General features: G+C 63.6%; 22 protein-coding genes and 1 tRNA gene. 13 read left to right on the forward strand and 10 right to left on the reverse strand.

Annotated features, from left to right (window positions below; genetic code table 11):
* The first annotated feature begins 39 nt into the window (after window positions 1–39).
* Both EN862_RS17790 and EN862_RS17795 read left to right on the forward strand, forming a co-directional pair.
* On the forward strand, window positions 40–1,815 hold the full coding sequence (locus EN862_RS17790; protein WP_127865743.1) for a GtrA family protein: 1,776 nt from the start codon (window positions 40–42) through the stop codon (window positions 1,813–1,815).
* Window positions 1,816–2,035: 220 nt separating this feature from the next.
* Window positions 2,036–2,848 carry a hypothetical protein gene (locus EN862_RS17795; protein WP_127865742.1) on the forward strand — a complete coding sequence of 271 codons (813 nt, stop codon included), beginning with the start codon at window positions 2,036–2,038 and terminating at the stop codon, window positions 2,846–2,848.
* Between the two features lie 42 nt (window positions 2,849–2,890).
* Here the strand turns inward: EN862_RS17795 and EN862_RS17800 are convergent, their stop codons facing one another.
* The 4 genes from EN862_RS17800 to EN862_RS17815 all read right to left on the reverse strand — a co-directional run bounded on the left by EN862_RS17800 (window position 2,891) and on the right by EN862_RS17815 (window position 7,981).
* Complete coding sequence (locus EN862_RS17800; RefSeq protein ID WP_127865741.1) at window positions 2,891–3,907, reverse strand: esterase-like activity of phytase family protein; 1,017 nt, start codon at window positions 3,905–3,907, stop codon at window positions 2,891–2,893.
* A complete protein-coding gene (gene cobT, locus EN862_RS17805; protein ID WP_127865740.1) occupies window positions 3,904–5,802 on the reverse strand; it encodes a cobaltochelatase subunit CobT in 1,899 nt (632 codons plus the stop codon). The genes EN862_RS17800 and cobT overlap by 4 nt, the downstream gene beginning before the upstream one ends.
* 444 nt (window positions 5,803–6,246) lie before the next feature.
* Window positions 6,247–7,233 (reverse strand): cobaltochelatase subunit CobS, encoded by a 987-nt coding sequence (gene cobS, locus EN862_RS17810; RefSeq protein WP_042643850.1) that lies wholly within the window; start codon window positions 7,231–7,233, stop codon window positions 6,247–6,249.
* Between the two features lie 124 nt (window positions 7,234–7,357).
* The gene (locus EN862_RS17815) at window positions 7,358–7,981 is read right to left on the reverse strand and encodes a J domain-containing protein (RefSeq protein WP_042643766.1); all 624 of its coding nucleotides are present in this window, start codon (window positions 7,979–7,981) and stop codon (window positions 7,358–7,360) included.
* A 135-nt stretch (window positions 7,982–8,116) separates the two neighbouring features.
* On the opposite strand from EN862_RS17815, the gene EN862_RS17820 reads away from it, so the two are divergent.
* Window positions 8,117–8,419 carry a BolA family protein gene (locus EN862_RS17820; RefSeq protein WP_127865739.1) on the forward strand — a complete coding sequence of 101 codons (303 nt, stop codon included), beginning with the start codon at window positions 8,117–8,119 and terminating at the stop codon, window positions 8,417–8,419.
* Here EN862_RS17820 and EN862_RS17825 read toward each other — a convergent pair whose 3' ends face one another.
* The gene (locus EN862_RS17825) at window positions 8,420–9,226 is read right to left on the reverse strand and encodes an alpha/beta hydrolase (protein WP_127865738.1); all 807 of its coding nucleotides are present in this window, start codon (window positions 9,224–9,226) and stop codon (window positions 8,420–8,422) included. It lies immediately after the preceding gene.
* A gap of 293 nt (window positions 9,227–9,519) precedes the next feature.
* On the opposite strand from EN862_RS17825, the gene EN862_RS17830 reads away from it, so the two are divergent.
* The 3 genes from EN862_RS17830 to EN862_RS17840 are packed head-to-tail and all read left to right on the forward strand — an operon-like array spanning window position 9,520 to window position 14,356.
* A complete protein-coding gene (locus EN862_RS17830) occupies window positions 9,520–11,469 on the forward strand; it encodes a PrkA family serine protein kinase (protein WP_127865737.1) in 1,950 nt (649 codons plus the stop codon).
* Window positions 11,470–11,488: 19 nt separating this feature from the next.
* Window positions 11,489–12,799 (forward strand): YeaH/YhbH family protein, encoded by a 1,311-nt coding sequence (locus EN862_RS17835; protein WP_127865736.1) that lies wholly within the window; start codon window positions 11,489–11,491, stop codon window positions 12,797–12,799.
* 12 nt (window positions 12,800–12,811) lie between these two features.
* Window positions 12,812–14,356 carry a SpoVR family protein gene (locus EN862_RS17840; RefSeq protein WP_127865735.1) on the forward strand — a complete coding sequence of 515 codons (1,545 nt, stop codon included), beginning with the start codon at window positions 12,812–12,814 and terminating at the stop codon, window positions 14,354–14,356.
* A 365-nt stretch (window positions 14,357–14,721) separates the two neighbouring features.
* Here the strand turns inward: EN862_RS17840 and EN862_RS17845 are convergent, their stop codons facing one another.
* From EN862_RS17845 to EN862_RS17855, 3 genes are read right to left on the reverse strand one after another with little or no spacing between them, the layout of a single operon-like run.
* Window positions 14,722–15,618 carry a transporter associated domain-containing protein gene (locus EN862_RS17845; RefSeq protein ID WP_127865734.1) on the reverse strand — a complete coding sequence of 299 codons (897 nt, stop codon included), beginning with the start codon at window positions 15,616–15,618 and terminating at the stop codon, window positions 14,722–14,724.
* Window positions 15,615–16,784: a 3-dehydroquinate synthase gene (gene aroB, locus EN862_RS17850; protein ID WP_127865733.1), complete on the reverse strand. Its 1,170-nt coding sequence runs from the start codon at window positions 16,782–16,784 to the stop codon at window positions 15,615–15,617. The genes EN862_RS17845 and aroB overlap by 4 nt, the downstream gene beginning before the upstream one ends.
* Window positions 16,781–17,410 (reverse strand): shikimate kinase, encoded by a 630-nt coding sequence (locus EN862_RS17855; RefSeq protein WP_127865732.1) that lies wholly within the window; start codon window positions 17,408–17,410, stop codon window positions 16,781–16,783. Before EN862_RS17855 ends, aroB begins: the two co-directional genes overlap by 4 nt.
* A 291-nt stretch (window positions 17,411–17,701) precedes the next feature.
* Between EN862_RS17855 and EN862_RS17860 the strand changes: the two genes are divergently transcribed.
* The 5 genes from EN862_RS17860 to EN862_RS17880 all read left to right on the forward strand — a co-directional run bounded on the left by EN862_RS17860 (window position 17,702) and on the right by EN862_RS17880 (window position 21,607).
* The gene (locus EN862_RS17860) at window positions 17,702–17,854 is read left to right on the forward strand and encodes a hypothetical protein (RefSeq protein WP_042643428.1); all 153 of its coding nucleotides are present in this window, start codon (window positions 17,702–17,704) and stop codon (window positions 17,852–17,854) included.
* 13 nt (window positions 17,855–17,867) lie between these two features.
* Complete coding sequence (locus EN862_RS17865; RefSeq protein ID WP_127865731.1) at window positions 17,868–18,782, forward strand: site-specific tyrosine recombinase XerD; 915 nt, start codon at window positions 17,868–17,870, stop codon at window positions 18,780–18,782.
* A 100-nt stretch (window positions 18,783–18,882) separates the two neighbouring features.
* Window positions 18,883–19,833, forward strand: a complete 951-nt coding sequence (locus tag EN862_RS17870; protein WP_127865730.1) for an acetyl-CoA carboxylase carboxyltransferase subunit alpha — start codon at window positions 18,883–18,885, stop codon at window positions 19,831–19,833.
* Window positions 19,834–20,066: 233 nt separating this feature from the next.
* On the forward strand, window positions 20,067–21,356 hold the full coding sequence (locus tag EN862_RS17875; protein WP_127865729.1) for a murein L,D-transpeptidase family protein: 1,290 nt from the start codon (window positions 20,067–20,069) through the stop codon (window positions 21,354–21,356).
* An 11-nt stretch (window positions 21,357–21,367) separates the two neighbouring features.
* On the forward strand, window positions 21,368–21,607 hold the full coding sequence (locus EN862_RS17880) for a sulfurtransferase TusA family protein (RefSeq protein ID WP_127865728.1): 240 nt from the start codon (window positions 21,368–21,370) through the stop codon (window positions 21,605–21,607).
* Window positions 21,608–21,626: 19 nt separating this feature from the next.
* On the opposite strand, the gene EN862_RS17885 is transcribed toward EN862_RS17880, so the two are convergent.
* Together EN862_RS17885 and EN862_RS17890 are read right to left on the reverse strand one after the other, a co-directional pair.
* Window positions 21,627–22,745 carry a GTP-binding protein gene (locus tag EN862_RS17885; protein WP_189401850.1) on the reverse strand — a complete coding sequence of 373 codons (1,119 nt, stop codon included), beginning with the start codon at window positions 22,743–22,745 and terminating at the stop codon, window positions 21,627–21,629.
* An 8-nt stretch (window positions 22,746–22,753) separates the two neighbouring features.
* Window positions 22,754–23,926, reverse strand: coding sequence for a D-alanyl-D-alanine carboxypeptidase family protein (locus tag EN862_RS17890; RefSeq protein WP_127865726.1), 1,173 nt, complete (start codon window positions 23,924–23,926; stop codon window positions 22,754–22,756).
* Window positions 23,927–24,143: 217 nt separating this feature from the next.
* Between EN862_RS17890 and EN862_RS17895 the strand changes: the two genes are divergently transcribed.
* Both EN862_RS17895 and EN862_RS17900 read left to right on the forward strand, forming a co-directional pair.
* Window positions 24,144–25,307, forward strand: a complete 1,164-nt coding sequence (locus EN862_RS17895) for a M20 aminoacylase family protein (RefSeq protein ID WP_127865725.1) — start codon at window positions 24,144–24,146, stop codon at window positions 25,305–25,307.
* A gap of 129 nt (window positions 25,308–25,436) precedes the next feature.
* Window positions 25,437–25,513 (forward strand) — tRNA-Arg (locus EN862_RS17900).
* Window positions 25,514–25,727 lie beyond the last annotated feature (214 nt).

A 25,727-nucleotide genomic window follows, 5' to 3' on the forward strand; every position in this document is an offset into this window, starting at 1 on the left:
TGCAGGATCGCGAAAACTTTCCAGGGCATTGCAACCAGCATGACCGTGCCAGGCACCGGTTGGAAAAATGATCTCCTGCTCGCGTTGTGCGCCACGCTGGTGGTGCTGACGATCAACGCCGTCTCCGGTTTCCAGACCCTTCGCGATTACGGCGCCGACAATGACAGCATGCTGCGGCTGGTCGAGGTCCGCGACCTGCTCGGCGGCCAAAGCTGGTTCGATCTCCATCAGTACAGGATGGGCACGGCGGGCGGCTTCGTCATACACTGGTCGCGGCTGGTGGATGCGCCGCTCGCATTGCTTATCATGGCCCTCGATGCGCTCGGCGCCAGCACCGCCACCGCCGAACGCGCCGCGCAGATCATCTGGCCGACCGCGCTCTATGGACTGACCATATTCGTGCTCATGCGCGCCTCGCGGCGCTTCGCCGGCGTCAACGTCGCGATGCCCTCGCTCATTCTGTCGACGGCGGCGCTGTTCTATCTGGTGATCTACAGCCCGGGCGTGATCGATCACCACAATGTCCAGCTGCTTTTGACGGCGGCCGGCCTCTGGCTTCTGATGGAAGCGCCCTCCTGGCGCCCTGCTGCCCTTCTTTCGGGCATTTGCGCCGGCCTGACGCTGGCTGTCGGCATGGAGACCGCTCCCTATGTGGCGGCGCTCGGCGTCTGCGCCGCGGTCTTGTTCATCCTCGACGATAAGGAGCGGCTCCCGGCGCGCGGCTTCGGCCTTGGATTTGCCGGCGTCGCCTTCGTGGTGTTCGTGGCGACCATCCGGCCGTCCGACTGGGGTGTGGCCCAGTGCGACGCCTTCTCGTCCTTCCAGTTCGCGGTTGCCGCGCTTTCCGGTTTCGGCCTCGCGATCGCCGGCGCGTTGACTGCGTCGACGGCGCGGGCCAGGCTTGTCTCGATGCTGGCGCTCGCGGCGGTAGTCGCGACCGTGGCGATCGTGTTCTTCCCGCAATGCCTGGCATCGCCCTATGCGGGCATGGACGAACGCATCCGCACCTATTGGCTGGCCGACGTGGTCGAAGCGCAGCCCTTCTGGAGCGTCGCCATCCACCAGCCCAAGCTGATGGCGGCGCGCTATGTGACGCCCTTCATCGCCATGCTGCTGATCGGCTTTCAGCTGCGAAGCCGTCGCCTGCGCCGCGAGGAGATGCTAGCCGCCATCCTGCTTGTCGTCGCCTTCGGCGTCAGCCTCTGGCAGGTGCGCGGCTCGACCTTCTCCGTCGCTTTCGCCGTGCTGCCGCTCTCGGCCTGGATCGCGAAAATCCGAGTGCGGGCGGACGCCGCGCCCTCTTGGCGGCTTTCCACCGGCATTGTCATGGCGTGGCTGGTCTCGCTCAATGCGACCTGGGCCGGGGTCGCGGTGGCGGCGCAGTCCGTGGTCCAGAAGGCGCCGCAGCGGGTGAATTCCGATCCCGACCATGCCGTGACCTGCGGCAAGCCGGCCGACTTCCACGATCTGGCCGCCTTGCCGGCAACGACGGTGCTTGCCTCGTCCAATCTCGGTTCGGGGATATTGATGTTCACCGGACACCGGGCGCTGGCCGGCCCTTACCACCGCAATGTCGGCGGCAACCTCGCCATGCTCGACGCTTTCATGGGGACGCCGGAGATAGCCCGCGCGGTCATCCAGCGCGAGCAAGTGGGATTGATCGCGATCTGTCGCGGCAACACGGAAGAGATATCGCTGGGCTTGGACGCACCCAAGGGCCTTGCCGCGACACTGCTGCGGGGCGACGTGCCGGATTGGCTCGAGCTGGACTCCTCGACCGCGGGCAAGCCGATCGAGATCTATAAGGTTCGTTGAATATCGGCCTGGAGCCATATCCGCATCGTCGGCATCACGCTTTGCACCGCACTACTCTTGTGCTGAACCATCTTCACTTTGTGAGGCGGCAAACCGCGATTAAGATCAGTCCGGTGGATCATTGCAATCCAGCCTGTGCTTTGGTTAGCATTTCGCCCGAGCAGCGATATATGTGAGCAGGGAATTTGGATTCGGGGTTTCAGTTGGGGAAAGAACATCCATGTCGGTCATAGACGGCGCGGCGGCGCCAGCATCAGCCACACAAACGCTGCAGCATATTGTCTCCCACATGGTGGAGGCCGTGAACCGCGCCAGGTTTGTGGACATGCCGTTCTGGCACCTGGAAATGACCGATGTCTTCCCGTCGGACCTTTATCTGCGCATGCGCGCGGCCATGCCCGAGGCGCGCGAATATCGCGCGCTCAAGGGCCGCAACAATGTGAACATCAAGGCCGACGGGACCGCGACGCGGGTCAAGATCGACCTCTACCCCGAATATATCCGCCATCTGCCGGCTGAGAAACGAGCCGTCTGGGCCTTGGTCGGCAAGGCGTTGCATGCGCCGGAACTGAAGGAGGCATTCATGCGCCGCCTTGCCCCCGGCCTGGAGCGCCGGTTCGGCTCGGACTTCATGAAGGTCGGCATGTATCCGGTGCCGATGCTGACGCGCGACGTGCCGGGCTACCAGATCAAATTCCACACCGACACGAAATGGAAGGGCATCACGGTACAGTTCTACCTGCCGGAGGATGAAAGCATCAACCACATCGGCACGCGCTTCGCCCAGCGCAAGCCGGGCGGCGGCGGTTTCGAGAATTCACACCGGATGTCGTTTTCGCCGAACACGGGCTACGCCTTTGCGGTCGGCACCGACACCTGGCACGCGGTCGACATCGTCGGACCCGAAGTCCGCACCCGCGACAGCATCCTTCACACCTATTTCGTCGACAACACCGCGACGCTCAAGATCCGCAACCGCAGCAAGCGCGCCGCCAATTTCCTGATGAACGAAGTCCGCCACGTCGGCCGGTGACCTTCCCCTGCCGGCGCTTACCGCCGGCAGTTCCGACGAAGGTCAATCCTCGTGCACGCTGAATTCCAGATAGAGGTTGCGCTGGAGGATCGAATGGTTGTCGTCGGAGATCAGCGACACCATCAGCGCGCCGTCGTCGCGCGTCCAGACGTCGAGCCCTTCCATATTGTCGATCTGGTAGCCCGTGTCGGCTTCCATCAGCACCGGCCCGTCGGCGACCGCGCCCTTCTCGACGCTTTCACCATAGATGCGCCGCAGCCGCATCTTCACCCCGCGCGCGATGGAAAAACTCCGCTCAAGCAGGAGCAGGTCGCCGTCCGGCAGGAAGGCACCGTCGGTGATGTCGAAATCGCCGTTCCGCTTGATGGTGAAGACGCCTTTGTGCGGCCCTTCGATAATGGCGGCGTAGACATTGCCCGCCTCGTCGAGGCTCCTTTCCGAGACCACGACCAGCCCGCCCGCATGCTGCCCGTAGGGGTTGGCGTGGGTGACGGTCTCGAAGCCGCGGTTCTGACGCAGTTCCCTCGCAGGAACCAGATAGTCGAGCTGCTTGACCGGCGCTTTCATATTGTCGGGATCGATCTTGAACTGGGCGACGCGCTGGTCGCGCTCGAAGCCGACGGTGGCGACGCCGTCCTTGACCGCGAGACCTTCCGCATCGACCTCCCACTTCCTGCCGATCGGCCGGCCCGAAGCGTCGACCATCTGCTGCATGCGGAAATTCGTCACGCCAGAGGGGCGCTTGCCGGCGTCATGCGCGATCGTGCCGAAGAACCAGAAGCCGGTGTCGGCGACCCCGATGAAGTCGCTGCCCGGCTTCAAGAAGCGAAACGCCGACAGCGCGCCGAAATCGCGCGCCGGCGAGGTCATCTCCAGCCCGCCGACGAATTCGAACGGCCCGAACCGCGTCTCGTCGTGGCCGACATGGAACTGGCTGATCGGCCGCGCCGAGATCTCGACGGTCTCGACGGAAGCTCTTTGGGCGGCAATGGCCGGCGAAGCGCAGGTCAGCACGCAGGCGAAGAGCGTCCGCCGCGCGCGCCGCCCCGAAAAGATCATCCGACGCGCCGCAGCCCGCCGCGGCGGGTGTCGCGCGCGCTTTCCTCGCCAAACAGCGAGGCGAGCTGCTCGGTCATGGCCCCGGCCAGTTCCTCGGCGTCGACGATGGTGACGGCGCGGCGGTAGTAGCGGGTGACGTCGTGGCCGATGCCGATGGCGAGCAGTTCCACCGGCGAGCGCGTCTCGATCAGCTCGATGACCGCCCGCAGGTGCCGCTCCAGATAGTTGCCCGGATTGACCGAGAGCGTCGAATCGTCGACCGGCGCGCCGTCCGAGATCATCATCAGGATCTTGCGCTGCTCGGGCCGGCCGATCAGCCGGTTATGCGCCCAAAGCAGCGCCTCGCCGTCGATGTTCTCCTTGAGCAGACCCTCGCGCATCATCAGCCCGAGATTGCGCCGCGCGCGACGCCATGGATGGTCGGCGGACTTGTAGATGATGTGGCGCAGGTCGTTGAGCCGGCCGGGATTGGGCGGCTTGCCGTCCTTCAGCCATTTCTCGCGCGCCTGCCCACCTTTCCAGGCGCGGGTGGTGAAGCCGAGGATCTCGACCGAAACGCCGCAGCGCTCCAGCGTGCGCGCCAGGATGTCGGCGCAGGTCGCGGCGACCGTGATCGGCCGGCCGCGCATGGAGCCCGAATTGTCGAGCACCAGCGACACCACCGTGTCGCGGAACTTGGTGTCGCGCTCCTGCTTGAAGGACAGCGGCTGCATCGGATCGATGACGACGCGCACCAGGCGCGCCGGATCGAGATAGCCTTCCTCCAGGTCGAAATCCCAGGAGCGGTTCTGCTGCGCCATCAGCCGGCGCTGCAGCCGGTTGGCGAGCCTTCCGACGACGCCGGACAGGTTGGCGAGCTGCTTGTCGAGGAAGGCGCGCAGCCGGTCGAGCTCCTCTTCCTCGCAAAGGTCCTCGGCCCCCACCGTCTCGTCGAAGGCGGTGGTGAAGACCTTGTAGTCGATTTCCTTCGGCAGGTTGAGGAACGGGTTGTCGTTGCGCTTGGCCTCGCCAGGCGTCTCGGCGTCGGAATCGTCCTCGTCGGAGAGGTCGTCGGAGGTGGCGTCCGTCGCTTCCGTCTCGGCCGACTCTTCCTCGTCGGCGGAGGCTTCGGCGTCTTCCGACTGCGACTGCTCGGAGCCTGAATCCTCCTCGCCGCCTTCCTCGCTCTGTTCCTCGCCCTGCTGCTCGTTCTCTTCGTTTTCCTCGGAGTCGTCGGTTTCCTGGTCGTCGCCGAGTTCCTCGGCCATCTCCATGGAAACCAGCATGTCGCGCACGACGCGGGCAAAGGCCTGCTGGTCCTCGAGCTTGGCCGAGAGGCCTTCGAGGTCGCCGCGGGCCTTTTCCTCGACCCAGGGACGCCAGAGATCGACCAGCCGCTCGCCGCTCTTCGGCACTGCGCGTCCGGTTAGTTTTTCGCGCACGATCAGCGCGATCGCTTCCTCGAGCGGCGCGTCGGCCTTGTCCCTGACGTCGACAAGATTCGCCTTGGTGTATTTGTCCTCGAGCATCGAGCCGATATTGTCGGCCACGCCCTGCATGGCGCGGCTGCCGATCGCCTCGACGCGCGCCTGCTCAACGGCATCGAAGATGGACCGCGCCAGCTTGCCTTCCGGCGCCAGCTTGTTGTGGATGCGCTGATCGTGGCAGGCCCGCTTCAGAGCCATCGAGTCACCCAGACCACGGGTGATCGCGATATCGTTGCGCGACGCTTTCTTGGGCAGTTCAGGCAGGCGCGCCCGATTTCCCGCCAGCGCCGGCCGGTCCTTGGCGAAGCCGACCTCGAGATCCTTGTCGCCGGCGACGGCGCGCATGCAGACGGTGACGGCGCGCTTGAAGCTGTCCGCTTCAGACCCGTTCTTCGGCTTGTTGCGCGTGTTGTCGCCCGGACCCGCCACTAAAGCACCTCTTCTCCAGCAGCAACTATCTGCTGTGTCACCACAGCTTGCTGAATATCCTTGAGTCGCTCTGGCTTCCTGTTGTCACAAGCTGACTCGCCTGGCTCTCCGTACTTCAGGTAGCCTAAACTCGAAACAGCCCGTGATCGATTGTCGAATTGCCACCCCGACAAAACCGCGCTGCCGCTCAAGCACGTTGCATAAACACAGACCACCCTGACCGTACTGCCGTTCTTGCGTGCGTCCGCGCAGGATGCTCCACGCTCAGTCATTTCCTGCGCGAAAAAACTCTGCGATTGGCCTAACTGTTTAAGACGTACGCCCTCAAGGGTTCCAAAAAATTCTGAATCCGTTCCGGGCCTTATCGTCACGGTAGAACAACCAGCCAAGATTGCGAAAGAGATGCCCGCAATCAGCTTCGGTTGAAGCCGCCGATCCAAACTGTTACCCCAGCACCACGTTGGCGGCGCTCTCCGGCAGATCCTCGCCAAAGGCGCGCTGGTAGAACTCGGCCACAACCGAACGCTCCAGCTCGTCGCATTTGTTGAGGAAGGTCAGCCGGAACGCCATGCCGATATCGCCGAAGATCTCGGCGTTCTCGGCCCAGGTGATGACGGTACGCGGACTCATCACGGTCGACAGGTCGCCATTGATGAAGGCCGAGCGCGTCATGTCGGCGACGCGCACCATCTTGTTGACGATGTCCCTGCCCTTGTTGTCGCGATAGTGCTTGGCCTTGGCCAGCACGATGTTCACCTCATTGTCGTGCGGCAGGTAGTTAAGCGTGGTGACGATCGACCAGCGGTCCATCTGGGCCTGGTTGATCTGCTGCGTGCCGTGATAGAGGCCGGTGGTGTCGCCGAGGCCGACCGTGTTGGCGGTGGCGAACAGCCGGAAGGCCGGATGCGGGCGGATGACGCGGCTCTGGTCGAGCAGCGTGAGCCGTCCCGACGATTCCAGCACGCGCTGGATGACGAACATCACGTCCGGGCGGCCGGCGTCATACTCGTCGAAGCACAGCGCCACATTGTGCTGATAGGCCCAGGGCAGGATGCCGTCGCGGAACTCGGTGACCTGCAGGCCCTCCTTGACGACGATGGCGTCCTTGCCGACGAGGTCGATACGGCTGACATGGCTGTCGAGGTTGACGCGCACGCAGGGCCAGTTGAGCCGCGCCGCGACCTGCTCGATATGCGTCGACTTGCCCGTGCCGTGATAACCCGACACCATCACGCGGCGGTTATAGGCAAAGCCGGCGAGGATCGCCAATGTCGTCGCCTTGTCGAACAGATAATCAGGGTCGATGTCCGGGACATGCTCGGTCGCCGCCGAATAGGCGGGAACGACCATCTTGGAGTCGAAGCCGAATTTCTCCTTCACCGACACCGTCGTGTCGGGCAGGTTGGCGATGTCGCGATCGACCTTGTTCATCTCTATCAACGTCTCCACGGGCGAAACGCCGCGTTTCGCCGGCAATCGATTTTGTCCGGGGGCGGTCTTAGAGCCTTTTCCAACCTTATGAAAGTTGGAAAACGACTTGGGACCGTGGGGCCGCTCAGCACAATCCTGCTTGCTTGAGCACGCGATAGGCCTGCAGCACATCGCGGAACCGGTCTTCCGAACCTCTGTCGCCGCCATTCGCATCCGGATGGTGACGCTTAACCAGTTCCTTATAACGCGCCTTGATGTCCTGACCAGTCGCCTTTGTATCAAGGCCAAGCGTTTCCAGCGCCTTGGCCTCAAGCGGCTTTGCTTTGCGTTCGCGCGGCTCGCGCGCGCCTGAGCCGAACAGGTTGAACGGATCGCGCATACGGTTGTAGTAGCCGGCGCGCCCCGAGCGCTGCTGCGCGAAATCCGGCGCCGAGCGCGTCCCGCCGCCATTGGCGCCCATGCGCCAGGTCGGCCTGTGGCCGGTCAGCGCCTCCTTCTGGAAGCGTGCGATCTCGCTGTCCGACACGCCGGAGAAATAGTTGAAGCCCTTGTTGTATTCGCGCACATGGTCGAAGCAGAAGCGGAAATACTCGCCCTCCTTGAGCCGTCCGACCGGCGCCCGGTGCGTACCGGCCTCGTTGCAGCCGTCCCACTGGCAGACCGGCGCGCGCGACTTCAGCTCGGCGTCCTTCTCCGGCCGGATCCGGATCTTTTCGAAATATTTGGGATACGCTTTCATCTCACCCATTTATGGGCTGTTCGCATATGCGAAACAAGAATTGACATTTCGCCGATGATCGCCCTAACCGCTGAATCGCGGCTTAAAAGCGGTCGAAATTCAAGATTTGCGGCTGTGCCGTAAATGTGGTGAAGGGAAGCCCGGATGTCCATACAGGCCAAGATGGAAGACAAGCTGAAAGCGGCATTTTCGCCCGAACGGCTCGCCGTCATCAACGAAAGCCACCTTCATGCAGGCCATCACCATGTCGAGTCCGGCCATCATGCGACTTTCGACGGCACCGGCGAGACCCATTTCCGCGTCCGCATTGTCTCGCCAAGTTTTGCCGGCATGAGCCGTATCGACCGCCATCGCGCCGTCAACGAACTGCTTGCCGACGAACTGAAGGCAGGCGTGCACGCGCTGGCGATCGAGCCTGCCGCGCCTGGCGAGAAGACGCGCTGGTAGTCAGGCCACCGTCGCCTTCAGGAACGCCAACGCCGCGGCGGTGAGCGCGTCACCTTCCTCGCCGAAATCGCCATTGATCGACATATGCGTATAGGCGCTGCCGTCGAACAGCGTGACCTTGGTGCCGGTGGCGCGCAGGCGTTCCGCGAAAGCCTTTGATTCTTCGCCTCGCCCTGGCGCGCGCGAATAGGCGATGAAGGTCGGCGGATGTTTTTTGCCGTCGACATAGCTCGACGGCGACAGCGCCGCCCATTGTTTCGGGTCGGAGAAGACACGCGCATAGGCGCGCACCATGCCGCCATTTCTCGAAAGCGCGGCAAGATCATAGGCCCTGGTGTCGTCTAGGATCAGCGCGGCGACGCCCGGCAACCCTCCGCGCATGCCCGTCAGCGCGACCAGATGGCAGCCGGCCGAATGGCCCATCCCGACGATGCGGTCCGGATCGCCGCCATGCCGGGCGATGTTGGCGCGCACATAGGCGTAGGCCTTTTCGACATCGCCGGCCTGGGTAGCGACGTCCGCTTCCGGCAACATTCGATAGTCGATCGAGACGAACACGAAGCCATTGGCAAGCAGGAAGTCCGGCTTTGAGCCGACCTGGCTGCGCTTGCCGAACCGCCAGGCGCCGCCATGGACGAAGAACACCACCGGCAGGTTCTTCGCGCCGGCCGGCGCGTAGATGTCGAGCTTGGCCGGGCCGTAGTCGAGGGTTTGCGGTTCCGGCTGGCTCGAACGCTCGGCGGCTGACGCCCCCGCCGGCAACAGCGCCGCCAGGGTTGCCACGATGAAACTGCGTCGATTAATCATCGCCATCTCCGGCCAGGCTGTGTCCCGGCGGGCACGGGTGCTCGCCAAGCGTCTCCTTTAAGAAGCAAAAATGACAACTTTCGGTGCGAAACCAAATCCGCTCCTTGACCGTCCGCTGGCAATCACCACGTATGTTCATAGGCGAGCATTTACGGCCGAATCGGGGTGGCCCGAAGGCCAATACCGGAGTGCATTGTGCACACTTCCTTCAAGTGAAGGGAACCACAATGCTTTCCGGCGGTTGATGAAGCGATGAGCCGATTGGCAGCCTATCGGCTCCGAGGCAAAGCATCATGCGCGAGAACCAATCCGACGTCTTCGATCTGTTTTCGGAGATCTATTCCAACGCGGCCCAGGAAGAGATCAGCCTCCAGCAATATCTGCTGGCATGCCGCGAGGACAAATCCATGTACGCCTCGGCGCCCGAACGCATGGTCGAGGCGATCGGCGAGCCGAATCTGGTCGATACCAGCAAGGACGAGCGGCTCGGCCGCATTTTCTCCAACCGCACCATCAAGATCTATCCTTCTTTTTCCGACTTCTACGGAATGGAGGATACGATCGAGCGCATCGCCGGATATTTCCGCTACGCCTCGCAAGGCCTCGAGGAGCGCAAGCAGATCCTCTATCTCTTAGGCCCGGTCGGCGGCGGCAAATCCTCGCTCGCCGAACGGCTGAAGAAGCTGATGGAGGAGCGGCCCATCTACACGCTCAAGGTCGGCAACCAGATCAGCCCGATCTTCGAATCGCCGCTCGGCCTCTTCCATCCCGACCGGATGGGCGATCTGCTGGAGGATAAATACGGCATAGCCCGCCGCCGCCTGAACGGACTGATCTCGCCCTGGGCAGCCAAACGCCTCGACGAACTGTCCGGAGACATCTCCAAATTCAGCGTCGTCAAGCTGATGCCGTCACGGCTGCGCCAGATCTCCATCGCCAAGACCGAGCCCGGCGACGAGAACAACCAGGACGTCTCTGCCCTGGTCGGCAAGGTCGACATCAGGCAGTTGGAGCATTTCAGCCAGTCCGACCCGGACGCCTATTCCTACAGCGGCGGCCTCAACCGGACCACGCAAGGCCTGCTCGAATTCGTCGAGATGTTCAAGGCGCCGATCAAGGTCCTGCATCCGTTGCTGACCGCGACCCAGGAAGGCAGCTACAACGGCACCGAGAATTTCGGCGCCTTCCCCTATCAGGGCATCGTCGTCGCCCATTCCAACGAATCGGAATGGCAGCAGTTCAAGAACAACAAGAACAATGAGGCCTTCCTCGACCGCATCCTCGTGGTCAAGGTTCCCTATTGCCTGCGCATCACCGAGGAGCGGCAAATCTACGAGAAGCTGCTGCGCGAAAGCGAGCTGGCGAACAGTCCTTGCGCGCCCGAGGTGCTGGACATCCTCAGCCGCTTCACCGTCTCGACCCGTCTTGCCGAGCACGAGAACTCGCCGCTCTACACCAAGATGCGCGCCTATGACGGCGAGAACCTCAAGGAGATCGACCCGAAGGCGAAGTCGGTCCAGGAATATCGCGATGCCGCCGGCGTCGACGAGGGCATGACCGGCGTCAGCACGCGTTTCGCGTTCAAGATCCTGTCGCAGACCTTCAACTACGACACCAAGGAGGTGGCTGCCGATCCCGTGCACCTGATGTACATCCTCGAAGAGGCGATCAAGCGCGAGCAATTCCCGAAGGAAACGGAGGCCGCCTATCTCGAGTTCATCAAGTCGGAACTCGCTAGCCGCTATGCCGAGTTCATCGGCCACGAGATCCAGAAGGCCTATCTGGAATCCTACAGCGAGTACGGCCAGAACCTCTTCGACCGCTACATCGCTTATGCCGATGCCTGGATCGAGGATCAGGACTACAAGGACCCCGACACCGGCCAGATCCTCAACCGCGAGGTTCTGGAGAAGGAGTTGTCGCAGGTCGAAAAGCCGGCCGGCATCGCCAACCCCAAGGACTTCCGCAACGAAGTGGTCAAATTCACCCTGCGCGCCCGGGCGCGCAACCATGGCCGCAATCCTTCCTGGACGAGTTATGAAAAGCTTCGCGAGGTTATCGAGAAGCGCATGTTCGGCCAGGTCGAGGACCTGTTGCCGGTGATCAGCTTCGGCTCCAAGCAGGACAGCGTCACGGAGAAGCGGCACAATGAATTCGTGCAGCGCATGGTGGAGCGCGGCTATACCCAGCGGCAGGTGCGCCGATTGGTCGACTGGTACATGCGCGTGAACAAGGCGGGTTGAGGGACGCCCGAACGGTGCCATGCCGATCTTCATCGACCGCCGTCTGAACCCGAAAGACAAGAGCCTTGGCAATCGCCAGCGCTTCCTCAGGCGTGCCCGCGAGGATCTCAAGCGCAGCATCCGCGACAAGGTCCGCACCGGCGGCATCGCCGATCTCGACCGCGAACACGCCGTGCCGATGCCGCGCAAGGGCACGGACGAACCGAGCTTCGGCGACGACAGGCAAAGCGGCCGGCGCCAGCACGTCCTGCCCGGCAACAAGACTTTCAGCCCTGGCGATCTTATCGACAAGCCTGGCGGCGGCGGCGGTTACGGATCGGCTCCGGGGACCACGGAATCCGAAGACGACTTCCGCTTCGTGCTGTCGCGCGAGGAAGTGCTCGACCTTTTCTTCGAGGACCTCGAACTGCCGGATCTGGTCAAGCTCAACCTCAAGCAGATACTGAGCTTCAAGCCGAGGCGGGCAGGCTTCGCTGCAAGCGGAGCGCCGACCAACATCAATGTCGGACGCACGATGCGCAACAGCCACGGGCGGCGCATCGCGCTGAGGCGTCCCAAGCAGGCAGAGGTGGACGAAATCGCCCGGCAGATCGCCGAGTTGGAAGCGAAGCAGGCAAGCGCCGCTGTGCGCGAACGCATCACGGCACTGCGCGAAGAGCTTGAGCGGATCGAGCGTCGACGCAGGCGGATTGCCTATGTCGATCCGGTCGACATCCGTTTCAACCGCTTCGATCCCCAGCCCGTGCCCAATGCGAACGCGGTCATGTTCTGCCTGATGGATGTCTCGGGTTCGATGGGAGAGCGCGAGAAGGATCTGGCCAAACGCTTCTTCGTGCTGCTGCATCTCTTCCTGACGCGCCGCTATGAACGCATCGAGGTCGTCTTCATTCGCCACACCCACCAGGCCAAGGAGGTGGACGAGCAGACATTCTTCTATCACACCGAAAGTGGTGGCACGGTCGTCTCCACCGCGCTCGAGGAAATGCATCGCATCATCCAGGAACGCTATCCGGCCGCCGAATGGAACATCTACGCCGCCCAGGCCTCCGACGGTGACAACTTCGCCACCGACTCCGAGCGCTGCATAGAACTGCTTGACCGTAAGCTCATGCGGCTTTGCCAGTATTTCGCCTATGTGGAGATCATCGACGAGCGGGAAAGCCATATCTTCGGCTCGACCGAGAACGGCACGTCGCTCTGGCGCGCCTACAACGCCGTCGACGGCAAATGGCCGAACTTCCAGATGAGGCGCATTGCCGCGCCGGCCGATATTTACCCGGTCTTCCGCGAGCTCTTCGCCCGGCAGCCCGCTCTGCGCAAGAGCGCTTGAGGGGTTTCGGCAATGGTCAGCCAGGCGCGCAAATCCGAACTGCTGTTTTCCGGCTCGGACTGGAATTTTGCAAAGCTGTCCCGCGTCTATGACGAGATCGAGGCGCTCGGGACCGAGGAGTTGGGCCTAGACATCTATCCTGTGCAGATGGAGGTGATCTCTTCCGAGCAGATGCTCGACGCCTATTCCTCGGTCGGCATGCCGCTGATGTACCGGCATTGGTCTTTCGGCAAGCGTTTCCTCTATGACGAGTTTCTCTACCGCAAGGGCGCGCGCGGCCTGGCCTATGAGTTGGTCATCAACTCCAACCCCTGCATCGTCTATCTGATGGAAGAGAACACGATGGCCTTGCAGGCCCTGGTGACCGCGCATGCCGCGCTCGGCCACAACCATTTCTTCAAGAACAATCATCTCTTCCGGCAATGGACCGATGCCGGCGGCATTCTGAGCTATCTGGATTTTGCCAAGAGCTACATCGCCCGATGCGAGGAACGGCATGGCCTCGCGGCCGTGGAAGCGATCCTGGACTCGGCCCACGCGCTGATGGAGCAGGGCGTGTTCCGCTACCATCGGCCGCCGAAACTGTCGTCCGAGCAGCAGCGCGAGGGGCTGCGCGAGCGCCTCGAATACGAGGAGCGCTCCTTCAGCGATCTGTGGCGAACGCTGCCGCCCTCGCAGGGAAAGACCAAGCCGGAAGCGGGGGACGAAATCCTTGCCGAGCGGAAGAAATCGCTCAAGCTGCCGGAGGAAAACCTGCTCTATTTCCTCGAGAAGAACAGCCTCGTCCTCGAGCCCTGGCAGCGCGAGATCGTCAGGATCGTGCGCGTCATCGCGCAATATTTCTACCCGCAGCGGCAAACCCAGGTGATGAACGAAGGCTGCGCCACCTTCGTGCACTACACGATCATGAACACGCTGTTCGATCGTGGCCGCATCAGCGAAGGCGCCATGCTCGAGATCCTGCGCAACCACTCGAACGTGGTCTTCCAGCCGACCTATGACGATCCGCGCTACTCCGGCATCAATCCCTATGCGCTGGGCCTCGACATGATGCAGGATATCCAGCGCATCTCGACGGCGCCCACCGCCGAGGACCGCGACTGGTTCCCGGACATCGCCGGCCGCGGCGACTGGCGCGACACCCTGCTCGACGCCTGGGCCAACCACCGCGACGAGTCCTTCATCCGCCAGTATCTGAGCCCGGCGCTGATCCGCAAATGGCGGCTCTTCATGCTGGCCGACGGCGCCGACGAGCCGCATTACGAGGTGGCCTCGATCCACAATGAGCGCGGCTATGCCAAGATACGGTCGGCGCTGGCGCAAAGCTACGATATCGGTGCCAGCCGCCCCGACATCCAGGTGGTCGACGTTGACCTGCTGGGCGACCGGCATCTGCGGCTGCAGCATAAGGTCAAGGACGGCATCATGCTCGAGGGCCAGAGCCGCGACGCAACCCTGCGCCATATCCGCAACCTTTGGGGCTACGAGGTCAGCCTGGCGGCAATCGACGCCGGGACTGGCGCGACGCTCAGCGAGCGCTGGACGAAGGAATTGTGAGATCGCAAGCCGCTCCGCCTAGAGCAATTCCAGGAAAAGTGTGAGCGGTTTTCCGTCCGGAATTGCTTCAAAAACAAAGAGATAGAGCGGTTCGCCGTTTCCGTGAAACGGTGAAACGCTCTAGGTGTGTTGAGATTCAGGTCAGGCCGAGCCGAGAATGGTGGCTTCCGAGAACCGGAGCGGAGCGTACTTAAAGTACGTGAGCACCGGAAGCGCAGGAAGCTGCCATTCGCAGGCCGGCATCACCTGAATATCGACACACCTAAAGCGCGTCGCGTTGAACCGGATTCATGCGACGCGCTTTAGGTCTTTGTTTTTATGCATGTCGTCTTCCCAAAACCGAGGTCACTTTTGGGCGACATGCATTAGCTTTCGCTGGCGGGCCTGATCCTCAGCCTCGAAATGCGGTTCTTGTCGCGCTTCATGACGACGAAACGCTTGCCGTGAAAGGTGAAAGCCTGCTTTTCCTCGGGGATCGACTGCGTCTCATGGATGACGAGGCCGGCGATCGTCGTGGCTTCCTCGTCAGGCAGGTCCCAGTCGAGCGCGCGGTTCAAGTCGCGGATCGGCACGGTGCCGTCGACGACGACCGAGCCATCGGCTTCTTTCTTGACGCCCTGCATGTCGACATCGTGCTCGTCGGCGATCTCGCCGACGATCTCCTCGATGATGTCTTCCAGCGTCACCAGCCCTTCGACCTCGCCATACTCGTCGACGACGATGGCGAAATGCGTCTTGCGCCGCAGGAAGGCGTTGAGCTGTTCCTGCAAGGTGGTGGTGTCCGGCACGAACCAGGGCTTCGCCGCGATCTTCATGACGTCGATCTGTGAAAAGTCGTTGCCGACCTCGTTGAGGGCCCTCAGCAGATCTTTAGCGTGCAGCACGCCCACGATGTTGTCGAGCGAGCCCTTCCACAGCGGCATGCGGGTGTGCGGACTCGTGAGGATCTCGCGCACCACCGCCTCCGGCGCATTGTCGGCATTGACCGAGCGCATATTGGTGCGATGGACCATGATATCCGACACTTCGAGCTCTTCGAGGTCGAAGAGGCCCTCGAGCCGGTTGCGCTCCTCGCGGCCGGCTTCGCCGTCACGACGGGAATCGTCGCTGTCGTGATCCTTGCCGTTGCGCTCGGATCGCTGCGGCGGCTCGATCGGCCGCAGCGCGTAGCCAAAAGCGGCAAGCAAGCGGGCGCGGAACAGAAGCGCCGAAAGCAGGATGACGGCGAGGACGGCGGCGACGATCCAGCCGGCGTCGGTCATCCGGAACGGCTCCTCTTGGACCGTTCGGGATGGCTCAGCTTGAGCGCTGCGGGATGGCTCAGCTTGAGGAAGGAGAGCACTTCCGAGGGCGGCACGTCCTTGGCGATAAACGACTGGCCGATGCCGTGTGTGAGGATGAAGGTCAGCGCGCCGCGCGAGACCTTCTTGTCCTGGGTGATGAAGGAAAGCAGCGCCTCGGCGTCCGGCAGTTCGCCCGGAATATCCGCCATGCGCCAGGGCAGGCCGACGGCGCGCAGATGCGCTTCGACGCGTTCCGCGTCATCCGGGCTCGCCAGGTTGAGCCGCGCCGAAAAACGATGCGCCAGCGCCATGCCGATGGCGACGCCCTCGCCATGGACGAGGCGGGATCCGTCATATTGCGTGGCGGCTTCCAGCGCATGACCGAATGTGTGGCCGAGATTGAGCAGAGCGCGGTCGCCGGTCTCGAACTCGTCGCGGGCGACGACGTCGGCCTTGGCGCGGCAGGCCTCGGCGATGGCCTCGACCCGCGCCGGGCCGCCGGCAAAGACGTCACGCCAGTTCTGTTCCAGCCAGGCGAAGAAGGCCGGGCGGTCGATCAGCCCGTATTTGGCGAGCTCGGCATAGCCGGCGCGGAACTCGCGGATCGGCAGCGTGTCGAGCACTTGAGTGTCGGCGAGCACCAGCCTGGGCTGGTGGAAGACGCCGACTAGGTTCTTGCCGCGCGGGCTGTTGATGCCGGTCTTGCCCCCGACGGATGAATCGACCTGCGCCAGGAGCGAGGTCGGGATCTGCACGAAATTCATGCCGCGCCGCACGATGCCGGACGCAAAGCCGGCCAGGTCGCCGATGACGCCGCCGCCGAGCGCGACCACCACGTCGCGGCGTTCGAGCTTTGCGGCGAGCACGCCGTCGACCACCTCCTCGAGATGGGCGAAGCTCTTGGTCTTCTCGCCGGCCGGCAGCGTGATGACGGCGCACTGGATGCCGCCTTTCTCCAATCCCGCCTTCAGCGCGTCGAGATGCGCGGCGGCGACGTTCTCGTCGGTGACGATGGCCGCGCGGGTGCCGGGAAGCCGGCGCGCAATCTCCTCGCCGGAGCGCGCAAGCAGCCCCGAGCCGATCAATATGTCATAGGCGCGGTCGCCCAGCCCGACCTCGACCTTCACCGGTTCGGCATGGCTCACGACTGCACCTCGTCCGTTGTGGCGCTTGTAGCGTCCGTCGCGATCGCCTCGACACCAAGATGGGCGCAGAGCGCCCCGACGACTTCGCCGGCAATGATCTCTTTGCGGTCGTCGCGCGTCGGCACGGTCAGGTCGGCGGTGGCGTAGACCGGGTAGCGCTCAGCCATCAGCTTCTCCAGCACGCCGCGCGGATCGGGATTCTTAAGCAGCGGCCGGTTCTGCTTCTTGGAGACGCGCTCCATCAGCAGGTCCAGATCGGCCTTCAGCCAGACCGACACGCCATGCGCCGAAATCGCCTCGCGCGTGTGCGCGTTCATGAAGGCGCCGCCGCCGGTCGACAGCACCTGCGGTCCGTTCTCCAGCAGGCGCAGGATCACACGCTGCTCCAGCGCACGGAATTCCGGCTCGCCATAGCGCTCGAACAGTTCCGGCACCGTCATGCGCGAGACGCTCTCGATCTCCTGGTCGCTGTCCATGAAGGGCAGCGAAAGCATGGTCGCCACCTTGCGGCCGATCGCCGTCTTGCCGGCGCCCATCAGTCCGACGAAGACGATCGAGCGGCCGCCGAGCCGTTCGACCAGCGCGGCATGGCCTTCGTCCGTTGGATTTGCGGGCAGAGCGTTCATCAGGGCCTCTTTGCGCCGTATCGACATCAAAAGCCTGTTTGCGTCAAGCACGGCCGGACAAACGTCCCAGGCAGGTTCCGCAAAAGTGGTCCACGGTTTTGCAAAGAGTACCTGCGGAAAACACCAATCCCTAAGCAGGCATTCGTGGGCTCGCCCGCGAATGCCTGCTTAAGAGCTTTTCCGGCAAAACCTGCGGCGACCGGAATCCTTCGTCCTTGAATTGCCCCGTTTGGCGTCCCATAAGGGCACAGGGCTTTGGAAAAGCAGAACAACAAGACGGGCGAAATTTGAATGCCGACTTTGTTTCGCTTCGTCGTGACGCTGGCGGTTCTGGCAGGCATTGCCTATGGCGCGATGTTCGCGCTGGCGATGTTCGTGGAGCCGAAAAAGGCGGAGATGAGCATCCGCATTCCCGCCGAGAAGCTCAACCCCAAGAAGAACTGACAAACCCGGCCCGATGAACAGCGCCGCCCGCATCGAAGCCTTCCTCGAAATGATGAGCGCCGAACGGGGGGCGGCTGAAAACACGCTTGCCTCCTACCGCCGCGACCTCAAGGACGCTTCCGAGGCGATCAAGGGCGGACTTGCGGGCGCGGGATCGGCCGACATCCGCGCCTATCTCGACGACGTTGCCGCGCGCGGCTTCGCGCCGACCTCGCAAGCACGCAAATTGTCGGCGATCCGCCAGTTCTTCAAATTCCTCTACGCCGAGGGACTGCGCGGCGACGACCCGACCGGCACGCTGGACAGCCCGCGCAAGGGCCGGCCGCTGCCGAAGACGATGAGCGAGGCCGAGACCGGCCGCCTGCTCGACCGGGCGGCGCAGGAAGCCGGCGAAGCTGGTCCGGATGGCGACCGGATGGCGGCGTTGCGCCTGCACGCGCTGGTCGAGGTGCTCTACGCCACGGGCCTGCGCGTGTCCGAGCTGGTCGGCCTGCCGGTCACCGTGGCGTTGCGCGACGACCGCTTCTTCATGGTGCGTGGCAAGGGCGACAAGGAACGCATGGTGCCGCTCTCGACCAAGGCGCGCACGGCCATGCGCGCCTGGCTTGCCGCCAGGGCCGAGCGGCCGGCCTTTGCCGAGAGCCCGTTCCTGTTTCCGGCCCCCTCCGACAGCGGCCATCTTTCCCGGCAGGTTTTCGCCCGCGATCTCAAGGGCTTGGCCGCGCGATCCGGCATTGCGGCGGCGAAAATCTCGCCGCATGTTCTTCGCCATGCCTTTGCCAGCCATCTCCTGCAAAACGGCGCCGATCTCAGAGCCGTTCAGCAACTCCTTGGCCATGCCGACATCTCGACCACGCAGATCTACACCCATGTGCTGGAGGAGCGGCTGGTGCGGCTGGTCAACGATCATCATCCGCTTGCCGACTAGGCCTCATATCGCTATGTGAGGGCGACGTTCCACCGCCCGGAGCCGGCATTTCAGCGGTTCCGCCAGCCATTTGCCTTCCGACGGATCGGTCCGCTCAAGCATGTACAACTACCTCGACTTTGAAAAGCCGGTGCAGGATCTGGAGCTCAAGATCCTTGAGCTGAAGAAGCTTGCCGAGAACGGCGAGGCGGTCGATGTCGCCGAAGAGATCAGCCGGCTGGAAAAGCGTTCGCGCGACGCCTTGCGCGACCTCTATAAGGCGCTCACGCCCTGGCAGAAGGTGCAGGTCGCGCGCCACCCCGACCGCCCGCATTGCGTCGACTACATCAAGGCGCTGTTCACCGATTTCACGCCCCTGGCCGGCGACCGCAATTTCGGCGATGACCAGGCGATCGTCGGCGGCTTCGCCCGCTTCCGCGGCGAGCCGGTGGCGGTGATCGGCCAGGAAAAGGGTTCGGACACGGCAAGCCGCATCAAGCACAATTTCGGCTCGGTGCGGCCGGAAGGCTACCGCAAGGCGGTCCGCCTAATGGAACTGGCCGACCGTTTCAAGATCCCGCTTCTGACGCTGGTCGACACCGCCGGCGCCTATCCCGGCGTCGGCGCCGAGGAGCGCGGCCAGGCCGAGGCGATCGCGCGTTCGACCTCGGCCTGCCTTTCGCTGAAAGTGCCGTCGATCTCGGTGGTCATCGGCGAAGGCGGCTCCGGCGGCGCCATCGCGATCGCCACCGCCAACCGGGTCTACATGCTGGAGCACGCCATCTATTCGGTGATCTCGCCCGAAGGTGCCGCTTCGATCCTGTGGCGCGACACCACCCGCTCGAAGGACGCGGCGACCAACATGAAGATCACCGCGCAGGATCTTCTCGAGATGAAGATCATCGACGCCATCATTCCCGAGCCGATGGGCGGCGCCCAGCGCGCGCCGGAAACGGTGATTGCCTCCACCGGCGACCTCATCGCAAGGACGATGAAGGACTTTGCCGGCGCCAACACCGATTTCCGCGAGCAGCGCCGCGAGAAGTATCTCGCGATGGGCCGCAGCCTCTAAATCGGGCATCTGGCGGTAAACTGTGGCGGCCACGACCAATTTCGCCACAAAAATGCCGCCGCATTCGGCTCAATGAAACTTGTCGCGAGGGGTTGGCCAGGATTTGCTGGCGAGACTTGCGGTAAGGAATTTTCAAGGTTAACGGGCTTACGGTCCACTGGTGTACAGCCTGCAGGCCCGGCCATGCCGAGAGCCGTTGGCCCGAGACCCGAGAGAAAAGCATAGCCGTACCCATGTTTGCCAAGCTTGCCCGCACCGGAGTCCTGATCGCCGCCATCGGCGTCGCCGGCTGCAATGATTCGTCGATGAAGGATTTCGCGCCGGAAGCCAACAAGCCGCTGCCGGACAAGATCCTCGCCGACATGAAGGCCAAGGGCATGGTTCGCACCTCCTCGGTGATGGCGCGCATCTTCAAGGAGGAAGGCAAGCTGGAGATCTGGAAGGCCAAGACCAACGGCCGCTACGATCTCGTCGCCAGCTACGACATCTGCAAATGGTCGGGAAAGCTCGGTCCCAAATACACCGAGGGCGACCGCCAGGCGCCGGAAGGCTTCTACACCGTCCGTCCATCGCAGATGAACCCGCGCTCGAATTACCATCTGTCCTTCAACATCGGTTTCCCCAACGCTTATGACCGCGCCAATGGCCGCACCGGCCAGAACCTGATGGTGCATGGCGCCTGCTCGTCGTCCGGCTGCTATTCGATGACCGACGCGCAGATCGAGCAGATCTATGCCTTCGGCCGCGATGCCTTCCAGGGCGGCCAGACCGAATTCCAGATCCAGGCCTTTCCGTTTCGCATGACCGCCGCCAACATGGCGCGCTACCGCAACGACCCGAACTACGAGTTCTGGAAGATGCTGAAGGTCGGTTACGACAATTTCGAGATCACCAAGGTGCCGCCGAAGGTCGATGTCTGCGAGAAGCGCTACGTCTTCAACCAGGTGGCGCCTGAAGGCACGACCTTTGACCCAACCGGCCCCTGCCCCGCGACGACGCAGCCGGATTCGCTGAAAGTGGCCTACGCCAATTACGAGAAGAGCTACGACGCGGCCTTCAATTCGGCCGTGAATTCGAGCACGCCGCCGCCGAAGCCGACGATTGCCGGCATCAAGGAAGCCAGCATCGTTTCCGACTGGTCGAAGCGCCGCGCCCGCGGCGAGCGCGTGCCGATCGAGCCGCCGTCGATGAATGCGGACGGCTCGGTGACGGAAACGACCCGCATGGGCCGTATCGATTCCCCGGCTGGCCGCAAGATGGCCGCGCTCGACGCGGAGAAGGAAGCCAAGCGCAAGGCCGAGGAGCAGCGCCTGGCGGCGATCGAGGCGGCCAAGGCCGCCAAGGAAGCAGCCAAGCAGCAGGCTTTGGCCGAGAAGGAAGCCGCCAAGCAGGCCGCGCAGCAGCCGGTCGTCACCGCCGGCGTCGAGCCAGCGCCCGCGCAGGAAACCCAGCAGGCGGCCGACGCCGACCAGGGCACCGTGTCGAAGCTGAAGAAGAAGCTGCTCGGCATGTTCGGCGGCTGAGAGCCTTCAGCTTGGCAAAACCGGCCGCCATCTACGATCTCAAGGGACTGAACTGTCCTTTGCCGGTGCTGAAAGCCCGCAAGCGGCTGGCCGCCATGCGGCCGGGCAGCCGACTTTGGCTGGAAACCACCGATCCGCTGGCCGTGATCGACATCCCGGCCTTCTGCGCCGACGCCGGCCATCAGCTGGTCGAGACGGCCGCGATCACCGGCGGCCACCGCTTCCTGGTCGAACGTGGCAACGCGGCCTGAGCCAGGCGTCGCTTTCGGCCTATAACCCTGCAATCGCCAGCGGATTGGACTCGAGCGCGGCCCTGTCCGGCGTGTCGATCGACGGCTTGTTGGTGAACGCCGCGAACAGGCGCTGGATATAATCCTGAGGCATGTCCAGCGTGATCAGCACCAGCCTGGTGCCGCGCTGGCCGTCCGGCCATGCCGGCAGCCTTGCCGGCGGATGCAGGATCTTCTGCACGCCATGAATGACCAGTGGCCGCGACGGATCCTCCGCAAGCTCGATGACGCCCTTCATCCGCAGCAGCTTCTCGCCATGCGTCGAGCGCAGAAGGTCGAGGAACATCTCGATCGCCGAGAACGGCACCGGGCCTTCATGCACGAGCGAGTGCGTGCGCACGCGCGTATCATGGCGATGCTCATGATGGTGGTTGTGATCATGATCGCCGTCATGGTGATGATGGCCATGATCTTGGTGATGATCTTGATCACGCGCCGCCTCTTCGCCAAGCCAGCGCCGCACGTCGGCGGACTTGGTCTCAGGATCATAGAGACCGCAATTGAACAGCGCCGCGGCGCCGGCCTCGTTGACGTCGAGCACGAGGGCGCCCGGATTGACCTGCTTCAGCCTCGCCCGCAACACCTCGACCTCGGCCGCGTCGGCAAGGTCGGTCTTGGTCAGCACGATGCGATCGGCCACCGCCGCCTGTTTCACTGCCTCGACATGCGCGTCGAGCGTCGTCTCGCCATTGACGGCGTCGACCAGCGTCATGACGCCGTCGAGCCGGAAGGCCTGCACCAGCGCAGGATGCGCCATGATCGACTGCAGCACCGGCGCAGGATCGGCCAGTCCCGTCGTCTCGACAACGACGCGGGCGAGTTTCGCGATGCGGCCGGTCTGCAGCCGGTCGACGAGATCGGCAAGCGTGTCGACAAGGTCGCCGCGCACCGTGCAGCACAGGCACCCGTCGGAAAGCTGGATGATGCCGTCGGACGCCTGCTCGACCAGGAGATGGTCGATCGCCACCTCGCCGAACTCGTTGATGATCACCGCCGTATCGGCAAGCGCCGGATCCTTGAGCAGCCGGTTGAGCAGCGTCGTCTTGCCGGCGCCGAGAAAGCCGGTAAGCACGGATACGGGAATGGGAAAGCCGCCCATCATGATGGCTAGTTCGCCGCCTTGGCGGGCTGGTCACCTTGCGCCGCGGCAGCCGCCGTTCCGGTCGCCGCCGGCTCGACGCCGGCCGGCGCCGGCCTGTCGGGCCGCCAGCTCGGTAGCGGCACGTCGGCATAGTTCTGATCGGTCTGGTCGACGAATGCCTTCGGCGCCGGCCCGGTGGCGCCGCCCAGGCCGACCGCGATGAGCGTCGGATGGTCGAGCTTCACCTGGTAGGGGGATTTCGGCTTATCCTTGGCAGCGACCTCGGGGGCCGCCTCGGATTGCTCCTCCTTCGGCTTCTTCTTGCAGATCTCGTCATGCATGTCGTTGGGCGACAGCGTGTCGCCATAGGGCTTGAGCGCGGCCAGCGTGGTCGAACCCGCCGCCGGCGTATCGAAACCCTGGTCGAGCAGCTTTGCCGCCGCCTCGGCGCGGCTGACCGCCGATTTCTCGCCAAGCACCACCGCGACCAGCGTGCGGCCGTTGCGCGTCGCGGAACCGATCATGTTGAAGCCGGAAGAGCAGACGAAGCCGGTCTTCATGCCGTCGGCGCCGGGATAGCGGCCGATCAGGAGATTGTAGTTCGGGAGCGCCTTCTTGCCGACGGCAAGGCCCTCGATCGAGAACCACGGCGCATATTGCGGGAAGTCGTTGCGGATCGCCGTCACCAGCACGGCGAGGTCGCGCGCGGTCGTGTACTGGTCCGGCGAATAGAGCCCGTTCGGATTGACGAAATGCGTTCCGACCATGCCGAGCCGGGCCGCTTCGGCGTTCATGCGGTCCGCGAAGGCTGCCTGCGATCCGCCGATATTCTCGCCCACGGCCATGGCGATGTCGTTGGCCGACTTGACCAGCATCATCTTCAGCGCATTGTCGAGCCGCATCACCGAGCCGGGCTTGAAGCCCATCTTGCTCGGCGGCTCGCCGGCCGAATGCTTCGTCACCTTGATCGGCGAATCGAGCGCCACCTCGCCGGCCTGGATCGCCCGGAACGCCACATAGGCCGTCATCAGCTTGCTGAGCGAGGCCGGATACCAGCGCTTGAACGCGTCCTGATGCTCCAGAATGGAGCCGCTCTTGAGGTCGAACAGGACCACCGGATTGGCGCGCGCAACGCCGGCAAACACCGGAAGCGCCAACGCGCCCGCCAGCAATAGGTTGAGGAAATGCCTCTGCCGCATGATCAAATCCGAAATCGCCTCTTGCCGTGATCGCCGGTGGGTCCGTAAGATTTCGTTACCCATCGCCAGCATAAATGCGGCCCGATCCCTCGACCCGGACCCCTTTGTTGCGGTGCTATTTACCCTATGTGACGCCAAAATGGCAGAGTTCAAGACAATCACAATTGCTGGGCAGCGGCTCTGAACCCCCTGCCGTCAACCAAGAGATGGACCGATCATGCCGATTCTGAACCGCGCCGCGCAAATGCAGGAAGAAGTCGCCGGCTGGCGACGACATCTGCACCAGACACCGGAGCTGAATTTCGACGTCTTCCAGACCGCTGGCTTCGTCACCGAGAAGCTGAAGGCCTTCGGTTGCGACGAGGTGGCGACGGGGCTGGGCAAGACCGGCGTCGTCGGCATCATCCGCGGCCGCAAGGGCGATGGCCCGACGATCGGGCTGCGCGCCGACATGGACGCGCTGCCGATCGAGGAGATCACCGGCAAGCCATGGGCCTCGACCGTGCCCGGCAAGATGCATGCCTGCGGCCATGACGGCCATACCGCGATGCTGCTGGGAGCCGCCAAATATCTTGCCGAGACGCGCAATTTCGCCGGCACCGTGGCGGTGATCTTCCAGCCGGCCGAGGAAGGCGGCGGCGGCGGCAACGAGATGGTCAAGGACGGTATGATGGAGCGCTTCGACATCGAGAAGGTGTTCGGCATGCACAACATGCCGGGCCTGCCGGTCGGCCAGTTCGCCATCAAGCCCGGCCCGATCATGGCCGCGACCGCGGAATTCACCATCACCGTCAAGGGCCGCGGCGGCCATGCCGCGATGCCGCACGGCACGATCGATCCGATCGTCATCGCCAGCCAGCTGGTGGGTGCGCTGCAGACCATCGCCTCGCGCAGCACCGACCCGGTCGAGGCCGTGGTGGTGTCGGTGACCAAGTTCCACGCCGGCGATGCCTATAACGTCATCCCCGAAAGCGCCGAGATCGCCGGCACCGTTCGCACGCTGAAGAAGGAAGTGGCCAAGAAATCGGAAGAGCGCATCCGCGCCATCTGCGCCGGCATCGCGACCGCCTTCGGCGCCACCATCGAGGTCGATTACGACGCCAACTACCCCGTCACCTTCAACCATGCAGAAGAGACGGTCTTCGCCAGCGATGTCGCCGCCGATGTCGCCGGCGACGCGCATGTCCATCGCGCCATACAGCCGGTGATGGGCGGCGAGGATTTCTCCTATATGCTGGAAGCCCGCCCCGGCGCCTTCATCTTCATCGGCAACGGCGACACCGCCGGCCTGCATCACCCTGCCTACGACTTCAACGACGAGGTCATCCCGCACGGCATGAGCTATTGGGTGAAGCTCGCCGAGACGGCGCTGGCGGCCTGACGGCACAGGCTTGGAGCTGGCCGAGCCTGAGGCAGGAACTGGGCGGCCCGATATCGCAAGGGGCCGCCCGCCAGCACGTCAGACTCCCCTTGGCGAACCGGCCCGAAGCGTTTATGTGTCGGGCCGCGTGGTCCCGTAGCTCAGTAGGATAGAGCGGCAGATTCCTAATCTGTAGGTCACAGGTTCGATTCCTGTCGGGATCACCACCTCTTCGACAGACAGGTGAAAATGCGGGCCCGCGGTGCCGCGCCGGTCCCGCAGCCGGCCAACTCAGCCGGAGATAATCTCATAATGCAGGATCTGGGCGTCGCCGAGGGACGATCTGCGTCCAGGCGAGATGACGCCGGAGCCGAAGAGGAGGATATCTTCGCGGCGTACGAAGACTTCTTCCTGGCCGGGTCCCATCGACACGAATGTGCC

This window comes from Mesorhizobium sp. M2E.F.Ca.ET.219.01.1.1 (genome assembly GCF_004016445.2).
In the GTDB taxonomy this organism is placed as follows: domain Bacteria; phylum Pseudomonadota; class Alphaproteobacteria; order Rhizobiales; family Rhizobiaceae; genus Mesorhizobium.